Annotated in this window: 15 protein-coding genes; 10 read left to right on the top strand and 5 right to left on the bottom strand. The window is 64.7% G+C overall.

All coding sequences use genetic code 11. The features are described from left to right. The first annotated feature begins 15 nt into the window (after nt 1-15). The 3 genes from ABDJ38_RS01375 to ABDJ38_RS01365 all read left to right on the top strand — a co-directional run bounded on the left by ABDJ38_RS01375 (nt 16) and on the right by ABDJ38_RS01365 (nt 2,999). Entirely contained in the window at nt 16-957 is a 942-nt protein-coding gene (locus tag ABDJ38_RS01375) for a CBS domain-containing protein (protein WP_346783904.1), read from the top strand. 97 nt (nt 958-1,054) lie between these two features. Beyond that, entirely contained in the window at nt 1,055-1,933 is an 879-nt protein-coding gene (locus ABDJ38_RS01370) for a LysR substrate-binding domain-containing protein (protein ID WP_346783283.1), read from the top strand. A gap of 73 nt (nt 1,934-2,006) precedes the next feature. Beyond that, entirely contained in the window at nt 2,007-2,999 is a 993-nt protein-coding gene (locus ABDJ38_RS01365; protein ID WP_346783282.1) for a nuclear transport factor 2 family protein, read from the top strand. A gap of 80 nt (nt 3,000-3,079) precedes the next feature. On the opposite strand, the gene ABDJ38_RS01360 is transcribed toward ABDJ38_RS01365, so the two are convergent. Next, complete coding sequence (locus tag ABDJ38_RS01360) at nt 3,080-3,544, bottom strand: peptidylprolyl isomerase (protein WP_346783281.1); 465 nt, start codon at nt 3,542-3,544, stop codon at nt 3,080-3,082. Between the two features lie 135 nt (nt 3,545-3,679). Between ABDJ38_RS01360 and mgtE the strand changes: the two genes are divergently transcribed. The 3 genes from mgtE (at nt 3,680) to ABDJ38_RS01345 (ending at nt 5,963) form a co-directional block, all read left to right on the top strand. Beyond that, nucleotides 3,680-5,095 carry a magnesium transporter gene (mgtE, locus tag ABDJ38_RS01355; protein WP_346783280.1) on the top strand — a complete coding sequence of 472 codons (1,416 nt, stop codon included), beginning with the start codon at nt 3,680-3,682 and terminating at the stop codon, nt 5,093-5,095. A gap of 172 nt (nt 5,096-5,267) precedes the next feature. Beyond that, entirely contained in the window at nt 5,268-5,663 is a 396-nt protein-coding gene (locus ABDJ38_RS01350; protein WP_346783279.1) for a DUF1489 family protein, read from the top strand. 51 nt (nt 5,664-5,714) lie between these two features. After that, entirely contained in the window at nt 5,715-5,963 is a 249-nt protein-coding gene (locus ABDJ38_RS01345; RefSeq protein WP_346783278.1) for a hypothetical protein, read from the top strand. A 27-nt stretch (nt 5,964-5,990) separates the two neighbouring features. On the opposite strand, the gene ABDJ38_RS01340 is transcribed toward ABDJ38_RS01345, so the two are convergent. The 3 genes from ABDJ38_RS01340 to ABDJ38_RS01330 are packed head-to-tail and all read right to left on the bottom strand — an operon-like array spanning nt 5,991 to nt 8,862. After that, a complete protein-coding gene (locus ABDJ38_RS01340) occupies nt 5,991-6,671 on the bottom strand; it encodes a DsbA family oxidoreductase (protein ID WP_346783277.1) in 681 nt (226 codons plus the stop codon). Further along, nucleotides 6,671-7,543 (bottom strand): NAD(+) diphosphatase, encoded by an 873-nt coding sequence (nudC, locus tag ABDJ38_RS01335; protein WP_346783275.1) that lies wholly within the window; start codon nt 7,541-7,543, stop codon nt 6,671-6,673. Before nudC ends, ABDJ38_RS01340 begins: the two co-directional genes overlap by 1 nt. Then, on the bottom strand, nt 7,540-8,862 hold the full coding sequence (locus tag ABDJ38_RS01330; protein ID WP_346783274.1) for a serine hydrolase domain-containing protein: 1,323 nt from the start codon (nt 8,860-8,862) through the stop codon (nt 7,540-7,542). The genes nudC and ABDJ38_RS01330 overlap by 4 nt, the downstream gene beginning before the upstream one ends. 116 nt (nt 8,863-8,978) lie before the next feature. Here ABDJ38_RS01330 and ABDJ38_RS01325 point away from each other — a divergent pair, with 116 nt between their 5' ends. Continuing rightward, on the top strand, nt 8,979-9,200 hold the full coding sequence (locus ABDJ38_RS01325) for a hypothetical protein (protein WP_346783273.1): 222 nt from the start codon (nt 8,979-8,981) through the stop codon (nt 9,198-9,200). Here ABDJ38_RS01325 and ABDJ38_RS01320 read toward each other — a convergent pair. Continuing rightward, nucleotides 9,197-10,225, bottom strand: coding sequence for an A/G-specific adenine glycosylase (locus tag ABDJ38_RS01320; RefSeq protein ID WP_346783903.1), 1,029 nt, complete (start codon nt 10,223-10,225; stop codon nt 9,197-9,199). The two genes, ABDJ38_RS01325 and ABDJ38_RS01320, sit on opposite strands and share 4 nt — an antisense overlap. 14 nt (nt 10,226-10,239) lie before the next feature. Here ABDJ38_RS01320 and ABDJ38_RS01315 point away from each other — a divergent pair, with 14 nt between their 5' ends. The 3 genes from ABDJ38_RS01315 (at nt 10,240) to ABDJ38_RS01305 (ending at nt 12,392) form a co-directional block, all read left to right on the top strand. Then, the gene (locus ABDJ38_RS01315) at nt 10,240-10,827 is read left to right on the top strand and encodes a DUF721 domain-containing protein (protein WP_346783272.1); all 588 of its coding nucleotides are present in this window, start codon (nt 10,240-10,242) and stop codon (nt 10,825-10,827) included. Continuing rightward, complete coding sequence (locus tag ABDJ38_RS01310) at nt 10,827-11,501, top strand: thioredoxin domain-containing protein (protein ID WP_346783271.1); 675 nt, start codon at nt 10,827-10,829, stop codon at nt 11,499-11,501. Before ABDJ38_RS01315 ends, ABDJ38_RS01310 begins: the two co-directional genes overlap by 1 nt. Before the next feature lie 132 nt (nt 11,502-11,633). After that, entirely contained in the window at nt 11,634-12,392 is a 759-nt protein-coding gene (locus tag ABDJ38_RS01305; RefSeq protein ID WP_346783270.1) for a thioredoxin domain-containing protein, read from the top strand. Nucleotides 12,393-12,400: the final 8 nt, after the last annotated feature.

The following is a 12,400-nucleotide window of genomic DNA, read 5'->3' as shown; positions in this document are numbered from 1 at the left end:
CATAACGACAGGGCTATGCCCGAACCCGGACAAAGCGAAAAGTCTCCTGCGGGAGACGAGGACAGTAGTAGCAGCGGCGGCCTGTGGGGGGCGCTGCGCTCCCTGTTCGACAATGGCACCGACACCAGCCTCAGGGCCCAGATCGAAGAGGCCATCGACGATCACGAGGACGAGAACGGCCGTGGCGAGAACGTGGCCGGCAAAGGCGATCTTTCAGCGGTCGAGCTGGTCATGCTCAGGAACCTGCTGCACTTTTCCGAGCACGACGCCGACGATGTCGCCATCCCCCGCTCCGAGATCATCGCCGTTCCCGCCGAAGCGAGCTGGAACGACATGGTCGCGCAGTTCGCCGAACATGGCGTCTCGCGGATGCCCGTTTACCGCGAGAAGCTCGACGATGTCATCGGCATGATGCACATCAAGGACGTGTTCTCCTATCTCGCCAGCGGCGCGCCCCCGCCTGCCGACTGGACAAGCATGATGCGCGAGCCGCTCTATGTCCCGCAGTCGCGCGGCGCGCTCGACGTGCTGGCCGACATGCGCGCGCGGCGCACCCATCTCGCCATCGTGCTGGACGAGTTCTCGGGCACCGATGGGATCATCACCATCGAAGACCTGGTCGAGGAAATCATCGGTGAGATCGAGGACGAGCACGACGACGAACGGGTCGAGCAGGTGGTGAGGCTGGAAGACGGCCTGTGGGATTGCGATGCCCGCGCCGAGCTGGACGACGTGGCCGAACTGGTGGGCGACCGGCGCCTCGCCGAAATCGAGGAATCTGTGGATACGCTTGGCGGCCTCGCCTTCATCCTGGCCGAACAGGTGCCGCAACCGGGCACCGTACTCGAACACCCCACCGGCTGGCGCATAGAGGTGACAGAGGGTGACGAGACCCATGTAACACGCCTGCGACTGCACGCCCCGGGTCCGGAAACCGAGAACAGCGCGGACGAATAGACTCCGACTGTCAAGTTTTGCGCAACACTATAGGCAAAATGCTGCAGGTGCGATATGGGGTCGACCTGGGAGAGAGTGAGCGATTAAGAAAGGCCCTATGCGTCGCCTTCCCCCATTGCGCGCCCTTGAGGCGTTCGTTCGGACTGTGCGGCTTGGCTCCGCACGTGCAGCGGCGACCGAGCTTGGACTGAGCCCCTCGGCGCTTTCACGCCGCATCGCCAGTCTGGAGGATTTCACCGGGCGCAAGATGTTCAGCCGCCAAGGTCAGGCTATGCGGCTGACCGAAGAGGGCCGCCAGTTCTACGACAAAGTCTCCCCTCACCTCGAAGCGCTGGCAACAGCGGTGGAGGCGCAGTCGGAAAACCTGCAACTTATGCGGCTGCGGCTGGGCGTGACGCCGCTGTTCGGCACCCAGCGGCTGTTCCCGCGTCTGCCCGAACTGCGCCGCCTGCACCCGCGCCTGCACCTCGATATCGACACCAGCCCCAACCAGCTCAGCCGCGTGGGCGATACGCTCGACGCCGTGATCGGCCTGGTCAGCGAGCCGGACCCGTCGTTCCATTCGGTCAAGCTCGATCAGAACACGATCCACGCCATTGCCAGTCGCGAGCTGGTGGAGCAGATCGGCCCTGTCCCCGACGAGAAAGTGCTGAGCGAGCAGACCTTCCTGGTCCACACCGACATGCACCTCAGCTTCGATGCGTGGAAGACCGCCATCGGGATGGAGAACCTGCAGCCGATGGCGGTCGATCATTATGATTCGGGCCAGCTCATCCTTGAGGCCGCCGCACAAGGCTTGGGCATCGCGGTGATGCATGACGATCACCTTGCCCGGAACAACGATCCCCGGCTTGCCAAACTTTACGACATTCAGGTGCCCAGCCCCTATTCCTACTGTTTCCTATGCCGCCCGGCAGATCTGGCGCTGCGCCCGGTCCGGCTGTTTCACGACTGGCTCGTCGGCGCCGGGCTTTAGTCGGTCGCAACACCCTTTCGAAACGTAACGAAATCGGGCAGGATCGCCTTCACCATTCAAAAGGGGAGAGACCATGAAACTGAAGACCGTGCTGCTGGCAGCAACCCTGGGCCTTGCCGCCATGCCGTTTGCCGCGCAGGCGCAAATGCGCGCGCTGTCCGATCCGGTGGTGCCGCACCCCGATCCCGAAAGCCTGTTCACCAGCGACGATCCGCTGCTTCACCGCAATAAGCAGGCCGCGCTGCACATCCAGCGCAACCTCCTCAAATGCAATGAGTGGAGCCGTGCGGGCGAATGGCTGACCGATGCCTATATCCAGCACAATCCGGTCGCGGCATCGGGACTGGATAATGTAATTTACTATTTCACCGAAGTGGCCAAGAGCCAGGCGCTCGACCCGTGCCCTGCTCTTTCGCCCGAAGATCCGAACGGCGTGGTCGCGGTGCAGGCCGAGGGTGACTATGTGACGATCCTCACGCGCCGGATCGTGCCCTATGCCGACGATCCCTCGCAGACCTACACCACCACCTGGTTCGACACCTGGCGTTTCGTCGACGGCAAGGCGGATGAGCACTGGGACCCGGCTACCCTGCCCACCACCGCGCCCCCGCAAGCGGCCACGCTCACGCCCGAGGCCGCCGCGCAGCAGCTCGCTGACCGCAGCGCGATCGAGGAGCTGATGTGGAACTATGTCCGCGCGATCGATACCTGGGATGCCGACGCCTATGTGGAGGTGTTCACCCCGAACGGTGCCTTTGGCGAGACCACGGGCCGCGAGGCGCTACACGAGATGGTGACATCGATGGAGGCCGGACGGGCCGAACGCGCCGCCAAGGGCGAGGCCGTGCCGCCACTCCACCACGTGATGAGCAACCAGACCATCGACTTCGTCAGCCCCACCCGCGCGGTGGTAAACTACTACTGGCAGACGGTTTCGCGCGGCTCGCCGGGCGGCCCGCGCCCTGAGATGCTGGCGCAAGGCTGGGGCCGTGACGAAGTCGTGAAGCAGGGCGACACGTGGCTGATCGAGAGCCGCAATGTTGCCCCTGATGCGGAAACGGACTGAGCGAAAGGCACTCAGCACAAAAACAAAGGGGCGCCCCGCGAGGCGCCCCTTTTTTGGTCATGCCGCTTGTAGCGGTCCGATCAGGCGACGGTCGCCTTCACGATCACTCCGGGCTCGCGCGGCGGTTCGCCCACAGGCAGCACGTCGACATGCTCCATGCCTTCGATCACTTCGCCCCAGACAGTGTATTGGCGATCAAGGAACCGGGCATCGTCGTTGCAGATAAAGAACTGCGAGTTGGCCGAATTCGGGTCGTTGGTCCGCGCCATCGAGCACACGCCGCGCTTGTGCGGAGCGTCGGAGAATTCCTGCTCAAGGTTGGGCTTGTCGGAGCCCGACATGCCGGTGCCGGTCGGATCGCCGCCCTGCGCCATGAAGTTCGGGATCACGCGGTGGAACACCACGCCATCGTAGAAGCCTTCCTTGGCCAGCTCGGTGATGCGGGCAACGTGGTTGGGCGCAAGGTCGCTGCGCAGCTTGATCTTGACGTCGCCGCCTTTGCCATCGCCGCAATCGAGCGTGAAGGTGAGCGTTTCTTCGGACATGCAGATATCTCCTCGTGGAACTTGGCCGCCGATATAGGGTCGCTGCTCGCAATGTCACCCGGAGTCTGCCCAAGCGCTCCGCATTAGCGCGAAGGCGTGCTTGCTTTTGCGCTGCGCTGCAATAGACCGGCCGCGATGGCCGATTCCGAACTCCTCGACCCCGAAGACACCGCGCCCGCGCGCGAAGAAGGCGAGCAGTTCGACGAGGACAACCGCCTGAAGCCCGAGTTCGTGCGCGATGTTCGCGACGCGTTGGCGGCAGAGGACGAATCCGCTGCCTACGAACTGGTCGAGCCGCTGCACCCGGCCGACATCGCCGACCTGCTCGAACTGCTTGCGCCCGAAGAGCGCCGCGCGCTCGCCAGCGCCATTACCGACCTGATGACGGTCGAAGTGGTGGCCGAACTCAACGACTACGTCCGCGACGACATGGTCGAGGCACTGACCGCCGCCGCCGTCGCCAATATCGCCGATCAGCTCGACACCGACGATGCGGTGCAGCTGATCGAAGACCTCAACGACGCCGATCAGCAAGCCATTCTCGCCGAGATGGCCCCGGAAGGCCGCGCCGCTATCGAAAGCGCGCTGGCCTACGAGGGTGAGACCGCAGGCCGTCTGATGCAGCGCGAGCTGGTCGCCGTGCCCGAGCACCTGACGGTTGGCGACCTGATCGACTACATGCGCGACAACGAGGACTTGCCGACCGAGTTCTGGGAAGTGTTCGTGGTCGATCACCGGATGCGGCCTTTGGGCACCTGCCAGCTCTCGTGGATTTTGCGCACCCCCCGCCACATCCCGCTGACCGATGTGATGAAGCGCGACCAGACGCTGATCCCGGTTGATATGGACCAGGAAGAGGTCGCGCTAAGGTTCCAGAAGTATGCGCTTATCTCCGCCGCGGTGGTGGATGAAGGCGGGCGACTGGTCGGCCAGATGACGGTCGACGACGTGGTCCACATCATTCAGGAAGAGGCTGGCGAAGACGCGCTTCTGATGAGCGGTGCGGGCGAAGGCGACATCAACGAGCCGATCCGCGATGCCTATTCCGCGCGCGTGCGCTGGCTGATCGCGAACCTTGGCACTGCGCTGATCGCCAGCCTTATCATCGCCGCTTTCGGTGCTGCTATCGAGAGGCTGGTGGCGCTGGCCGTGCTGATGCCGATCGTCGCCTCGATCGGCGGCAATGCGGGCACGCAGACGATGGCGGTTACCGTGCGCGCCATTGCCACCAACCAGCTGACCCAATCGAACACCGCGCGTATCCTGTGGCGCGAAACGCGGGTGGCGTTACTGAACGGTGCGACCGTGGCGGCGCTGATCGGGATCGCGACCGCGCTGATCTTCACGCCGCAACTCGGCGCGGTGATCTGCGCGTCGGTGATCATCAACATCGTCACCGCGGGGCTGGCGGGTGTGCTGGTGCCGGTGATGTTCGAACGGCTTAATCAGGATCCGGCGGTGGCCTCGAGTGTATTCGTAACGATGATCACCGATTCGATGGGGTTCTTCGCCTTCCTTGGGCTGGCCGTGGCGGCGGGCCTGGCAGGCTGAGGGACTGCTGGTCCTTCGAGACGCCTCTGCCTGCGGCTTCGGCTCCTCAGGACGAACGGACTATCCTGGCAAACCCGTTCGTACTGAGGAGGGCGTGAAGCCAGAGGCTGAATGCCCATCTCGAAGGACCAAGCCTCTCGCATCCTCGCCAACCATTGCCTATCTCCCCCCCATGCCGCTGCACATGACCAAAATCGCCTATCGTGCCTCGTCGCTGCGCGAGTTGCAGGACTGGTTCGACGGCTCATCCCCCGAGCGGCGCCTGCGCACCCGCTATCTGCCCAAACGGCACGAGGAAATGCAGGGCGGCTCGCTCTTCTGGATTTACGACCATGCGATGGTCGCCCGCGCGGCCATTCTCGGCTTCGAGGAGCGGCCCGACGGGCATTGGGACATCGTGCTCGAAAACCGGCTCCACATGGTCCATCCCAAGGCCAAGCGCGCGCATCAGGGCTGGCGCTATCTCGCTGACGAGGATGCGCCGAAGGATCTTGTCGAGGGCGAGGTTACAGGTGATGTGTTACCCGGCAAGCTGGTCAGCGAATTGAGCAAGCTGGGTCTGGTTTGATTACGGAACATCTCCCCTCCCCCATCCATTGATAGGGAAAGGAGAAAGTTCATGACCAAGCGGCAATCGCTTCACCCCGACAACGACCTTATCGACGCCATGCAGGAAGGCGACACGCCTTCGCAGGGCAGCCGCAGCGGCGGCGAGGTCAACCGCCGTGTGGGCACGCGCGACGAACTGGCCCGCGCGACCGATCCCGATAACCGCGAGCCGGCCACCGGGCAGGACAACCCGAGCGAAGATGCGAAGAAGGGTCCGAAGACCCGTCACGAAATCCAGCAGGAACGCAACGAGAGCTAAGCGACACCTCGCCTGTAGCGGCGCTGCTCAGGCCATCGCCTCCATGCTGGCAATTTTTACCAGCGCCTGGCGGTATTGCTCGGGCGGTGCTGCGCCTTGAAGGATATACTTGCCCGCCACCACCATGGTCGGAACCGAGGTGATCTGATTTTGCGCCGCACGCTGCTCTTCCATCCGCACCGCCTCTGACAGTGCCGGGTCGTCCAGCGCCTCGGCAGCAGCGGCCCGGTCGAAACCCTGCGCCTCAGCAATATCGAGCAGCACCGCGCGATCAGAGATATTCTGGCGCAACTGGAAATAGGCCCGGAACAGCGCCTGCTTCAGTGCCACCTGTCGGGCCGGTTCGGCTACGGTCAGCGCCCAGCGCAGCAGCTTATGTGCATCATGGCTGTTCCAGACCATCAGCACCGGCTCTTCGCCATCGCCCTGCCAGCTCATGGGAAAGCCCGCCTCTTGCCCCGCCTGTTCGACGTGGCGGCGCATTTGCAACACATCGGCCGGGCTCTTGTTGTAGGCCTTGGCGAGCAGATCTATCTGGTTGTGACCTTCAGGGGCCATGTCCGGGTTTAGCTCGAAGGGCATAAAGCGGATCGTCACATCGACCTCGCCCTTGAGGCTCTCCACCGCGCTCAGAAACTGCGCGGTGCCGATGGCGCACCACGGGCACACAACGTCAGACCACACATCCACCTCGATCTCGTCTGCCATCAGCCTCGCTCCAGCCACCAGTTAAGAAGGTGCCGGGCAATAGCCGTTGGCGGCGGGGGAAGGAAAGGCCTGTCCTCGTCGGGCACGCCCCGGTCCATCGCCGTGGCCACCTCGGCGCGGGTAAACCAGCGCGCTTCGGCGATCTCGGTTTCGTCGATCGTGAGCTCGCGCCCGCGCGCCATGCCGTGGCAGCCGAGCATCAACTGGCTCGGGAACGGCCAGGGTTGACTGGCGACATAGCTTACCTGGGTAACAGAAACGCCAACCTCTTCCAGCACCTCACGCGCCACCGCTTGTTCGACGCCCTCGCCCGGCTCGACAAAGCCCGCCAACGCCGAATAGCGCCGCTCGGGAAAATTCAGCCCACGCCCCAGCAGCAGGTCGCCATCGTGCTCCACCAGCATGATCGCCACCGGATCGGTGCGCGGGAAGTGCTGGGCGGAGCAAGAGGTACAATTGCGCTGCCAGCCGCCCTTGGCGATCTGCGTCGGCGCGCCGCAATTGGCGCAGAAGCGGTGCCGCGCGTGCCAGTCGACCAGACTGCGCGCGCCGCCGTAAATGGCCAGATCCCTGGCAGGCAGCAGCGACAGCGCATCCCAGGCTGGACGTTGCTGGTAGGCAGGCCGGGTGTCGCCTGCCTCGGGCACGGCGGCGAACAGAGGCGCGTCGCCATCAAGCCCAAGGAAGACTACTTCGGCAACTTCACCCAGTTCCCCCCATGTCAGCCCGTTGTCGGCGCCAAGTACGGGGCTCAAGCCTTCCATCGCCAGCAAGCGCGCCAGCGGCGACGCGCGTAGGTCGGCAAGCCGCTCCGGATTGGCGCGGGCGTGGTCGTCGCGGTTCAGGCCATGCTCGCAAAAGGCGAGGCTCATCGCTCCATGGCCACCGCATCCGCCGCCACGGCCTGGGGGAAGGCGTTCTGCATTTCCATGTCGGCAGGCATGTACTGGGTCATGAACGTCTGCCGCAATCCCGTCTTCATATTGACGAGCCCGGCCGTGCCCGCCGCGCCGAACCAGCCGAACAGGCCCGCTGCCTCGTCCATACCGACCAGCCCACCAGCGCCGAACCCGAAGGTGCGACCGCCGCTGGTAAAGCCACCGTCGGGCGCCAGCGTGTCGGGAAACAGGTTGCTGGTGCCGAGCCGTACGGCAGGCTCGCTCATCACCCGGCGACCCTCGATATGCCCGAAGCCCGCCAGCATCATCAGGAATCGATCATAATCGCGTGGCGAAGATACCAGCCCGGCCCCGCCGAAGGGGAAAGCCGGTTGATCGAGATAGACCGAATTGGCGGGCAGGTCGATCGGCAGCGGCTGGCCATCCAGCAGGAAGTAGTTCGCGGTCAGCCGCGCCTTTTCGCTTTCCGGCACGCGGAACCATGTGCTCGACATGTCGCAAGGGTCGAAGATGCGCTCCTGCAAGAAAGCATCGAAGCTTAGCCCGCTGGCGACTTCGATCACCCGGCCCATCAGGTCGAGGGCCACTGAATAGGACCAGTGCGTGCCCGGCTGATAGACTAGCGGCATCGTGGCGAGCCGGTCGGCAAACACTTCGAGGCTCGGCGCAGGCGGCGAGTTGAGCCCGCCCGGCACCTCCAGCCGCGAAACCTGCGCCGGGTTGAGCCCATTCTCGGCATAGGCCTGCGCGAGCGGCCCCTGCTGCACAATCGAATAGCCGAGCCCCGCCGTATGCGTGAGCAGGTGGCGAATGGTGATCGGGCGCACGGCGGGCTCGAGATTGTCCTCGGTGATCGGCCCGTCGTAAACCTTCTGCACCTTCATCTCCGCAAAGGCGGGCAGGATGTCGGCCACCGGCTGGTCAAGCGACAGCAGGCCTTCCTCGATCAGCATCATCGCGGCCATGCCGGTGATCGGCTTGGTCATCGAGTAGATGCGGAAAAGACTGTCGGCATCGGCGCGGATACCGCTGGTGAACGTGGTGTCGCCCTGCCCCAGATACTCCGGCGGGTTCTGCCCCCAACCGAGCGCTACAACCGCGTTGGGAGACCAGCCGCGGGCCACGAAATCGCTCACCAGCCGGGCCACACGCGGCCATTGCCCACTGGTGCCCTGCGCCAAGGCGGCCTGCGTGAAGGGAACGCCGCCAGCGAGCGCGCCTGCACCCAGCATGGCACCTCCACGCAGCAGCGAACGGCGGGAAATATCGAATTCTGCGGCTGCCCGGACCATGGCACGGCTCCTCTTACAGGCGAGTTCTGCGCGATGGGTAAGCCGAGCCAACGCAGGCGGCAAGCGCGAAGACCGCAGGGCTTGCACCATAGCAGTGTGTTAGCTATCTAAGACACATGTTCAACCTGATTTCGATCCTGATCGGCCTCGTTTCGCTGGTCATCGTCATTCCCTCCCAGATCCCGCTGCTCGGCTGGGGCAACTGGGTGGCTCTGCCGCTGGTGGTGGTCGGCATCGCCTTCGGTGCGCTGTCGAGCACCAATGGCGGGCGCAACTTCTGCCTGATCATTTTCGGCGTAGCGGTCGTCCGGCTGATGCTGGGCGGCGGCGTGATCTAGCGTTCGGCCAGCGCCAAAGCGGCCGCCTTCGCGAACAGCGTCGGCAAACCTGCATCATCAAGGCGGTCGAGCGGCCACCATTCCCCTTCTCCGTCAGGGGCGGGATCGGTGTCCGCATGGACCGCGAGGCCCAGTTCGAGATGGAAGTGCGTAAAGCTGTGGCGCACCATACCGCCCGCTCGCCAGGCGCCTGCCACAGGCGCCACGCCCGAACCATCTCCGCGTGCCGACCAGCCGTCGTCGGGCAGCGCGCGCATTCCGCCGAGCATCCCCTTGCCGGGACGCTTGACCAGCCACACCGCCTCGTCGCGCTCAACCCAGAAAGCCGTGCCCGTACGCGTTGGCTTGGCCTTCTTCGGCGCCTTCACAGGCAGTCGCGTGGGATCGCCCGCCTCGCGCCCAGCGCAGATCGCCTGCCACGGGCACAGCAGACACTGCGCCTCGCGCGCCCGGCATAGCGAACTGCCGAGGTCCATCATGGCTTGCGCAAAGTCGCCCGCGCGCCGCTCTGGCGTAATCGTATCGAGCGCCGCCCGTATCGCTTTCTTCCCGCCGGGCAAAGGTTCCTCGATCGCGAACAGCCGGGCGATCACCCGCTCGACATTGGCGTCGACCACCAGCGCGCGGCGCTCGAAGGCAATCGCGGCGACGGCGGCGGCGGTATAGTCGCCCAGCCCCGGCAGCTTGAGCAGCTCGGCCTCGGTGGTGGGGAAACCGCCCGCGCGCGACACTTCACGCGCCGCCTTCACCAGATTGCGCGCCCGCGAATAGTAGCCCAGCCCGGCCCAGGCCGCCATCACCTCGTCCTCGGGCGCGGCGGCAAGTGCGGCCACATCTGGCCAGCGTGTGGTGAACTTCTCGAAATAGGGGATCACGGCGGCAACGGTGGTCTGCTGCAACATCACTTCGGACAGCCACACGTGATAGGGATCGGGCAAAGGCGCGCCGGGCCGCGCGCGCCACGGCAGATCGCGGGCGTGGCGGTCATACCAGTCGAGAAGGAGGTCGGCAGCCCTATCGCACATGGCCATGCTATGGCATGACCGGCGCAATCATGGAACGCGACGATCCTCCCAAACCCGGCAAAATCTCGGGCAAAACACCTGGCAAGGGCGGCAAGAAGCACCCCCCGCGCGCGTATCACCGCCCGCGTGGCGGCCCGCCGCGCCAGGTTTCGGACCTCGTGCCGCAGATCGGCCGCGCCGCCTTCCGCCGTTTCGGCTTCGTACAAAGCTCGGTGGTGACGCGCTGGCACGAGATCGTGGGCGAACATCACGCCAAGGTCTGCGCGCCCGAGAGCATCCGGTTCCCGCCCGGAGAAAAGGCCGAGGGGATGCTCAACCTCGTGGTCGCACCCGGCCATGCGCCGCTGATCCAGCATGTGATCCCCGAAATCATCGAACGGGTGAACCGCTTCTTTGGTTATCGTGCGGTGGCGCGGGTGAAGATGCGGCAAGGCAAGGTTCAGCCGCCTTCTGCTCAGGCCGCGCGCGGAGGGCCGCCATCGCTCAAGCCGATTCCGATGGAATTGGGCGACAGCCTGCGCGATATCGGCGACCCTGAATTGCGCACCGTGCTCGAATCGCTGGCACGCAGCTTCGGATCGGAAGAGGACGAGACAAAGTGATGAAACATGCTCTGATTGCGCCCATGATCGTGGCGAGCGCCATGGTGGCGAGCGCTCCCGCCGCAGCGCAGGACTGGACCGCCGAGGTCACCCCAACCGAGCGCGGCTATCTGGTCGGCAATCCCGAGGCACCGGTCAAGCTCATCACCTTTGTCAGCTATAGCTGCCCCGCCTGCCGGAATTTCGAACAGCAGTCCGAGGCCGAGCTGAAGGCCGACTATATAGACGACGGGGGCACCTCGGTCGAAGTGCGCTCGGCCATCCGCAACATCCTCGATCTGTCGGCCACCCTGCTTACGACCTGTGGACCGACCGACCGATTCCTCGGCAATCACGAGGCCTTCTTTGCCACGCAGAGCGAATGGCTCGGCAAGGCCCGCGAGATCACGCCTGAGCAGCAGGAGCGCTGGCAGAACGCCACCATCGGCGAGCGGCTGAAGGCGATTGCCAGCGACCTTGGCTTTTACGAGCTGATGGAAGCGCGCGGCTACACCAAGGGCGAGCTTGACGCCTGCCTCATCAATGAGGCCCGCGCGGAGACCATCGTGAACAATTCGGTGGCAAATCAGACCGAGTACCCATACACCGGCACGCCCAGCTTCGCGGTCAACGGCACGCTGCTTGACGGCGTCTATTCATGGGCGGCGCTCAAGCCCAAGCTCGTTGCCGAGTAACAACCACGCCCAGCAGTGGACAACCCTGTGCAAAAACCGCGTTGCCGCGCTAATCTGCGCAGACTAGCGGTTTGACAGTCCGCCCTCGGGCATTAGCCTCCTTTCTTGCATCCGAAACGGGAACCCAATTCGATGACCAAACCGAGCCTATTTCTCCGCGCCGCGCTGGCGCTGCCCCTCGCCCTGGCGCTTGCCTCCTGCGGCGATGAGGCGACCGATGCCAGCGCGCTCGAAGGTGAGCCTGTCGCGGCTGTCGAGGCACCCGATGGTGCCAGCTGGAACCAGACCGTTGCCCGCACCGACAAGGGTGGCTGGCAGGTCGGCAACCCCGAAGCGCCGATCAAGCTGGTCGAATATGGTTCGCTCACCTGCCCGGCCTGCGCCGCCTTCTCGGTCGACGGCTCGGCCCAGCTGCACGAGAAATATATCGAAAGCGGTCGCGTCAGCTACGAATTCCGCTCAGTGCTGATCCACGGCATTGCCGACCTGCTGCTCACGCGCATGCTCGAATGCGCGCCGAAGGAAGCTGCCGTGCCGCTAGCCGATCAGGTGTGGGCAAATCTCGATGGTGTGCTGGCGGGCTTCCAGAACAACCAGGCCGCACTCGAACAGGCGATGAACCTGCCTGACGAGCAGCGCTACGTTGCCATGGCCCAGGCCAGCGGCGTGACCGATTTCTTCGCCGCGCGCGGGATCAGCACCGAACAGACACAGGCCTGCATGGCCGATTCCGCCGCGATCGAGGCGCTGGCCGAAAGCACGCAGGCGGCCGCCACCGAAGATAACGTCAATTCCACCCCGACCTTCTTCCTCAACGGGCAGGAGCTGCAAGACCGCAACTGGGTGAGCGTGGAGCCTGCGCTGCAACGCGCCGGCGCCCGCGACCAGTAAGCGCGGGG

This window comes from Aurantiacibacter flavus (assembly GCF_039710615.1).
Classification (GTDB): Bacteria; Pseudomonadota; Alphaproteobacteria; order Sphingomonadales; family Sphingomonadaceae; genus Alteraurantiacibacter; species Alteraurantiacibacter flavus.
Note: the sequence above shows the minus strand (reverse complement) of the source record. Positions and strands in the feature narration are given on the sequence as shown.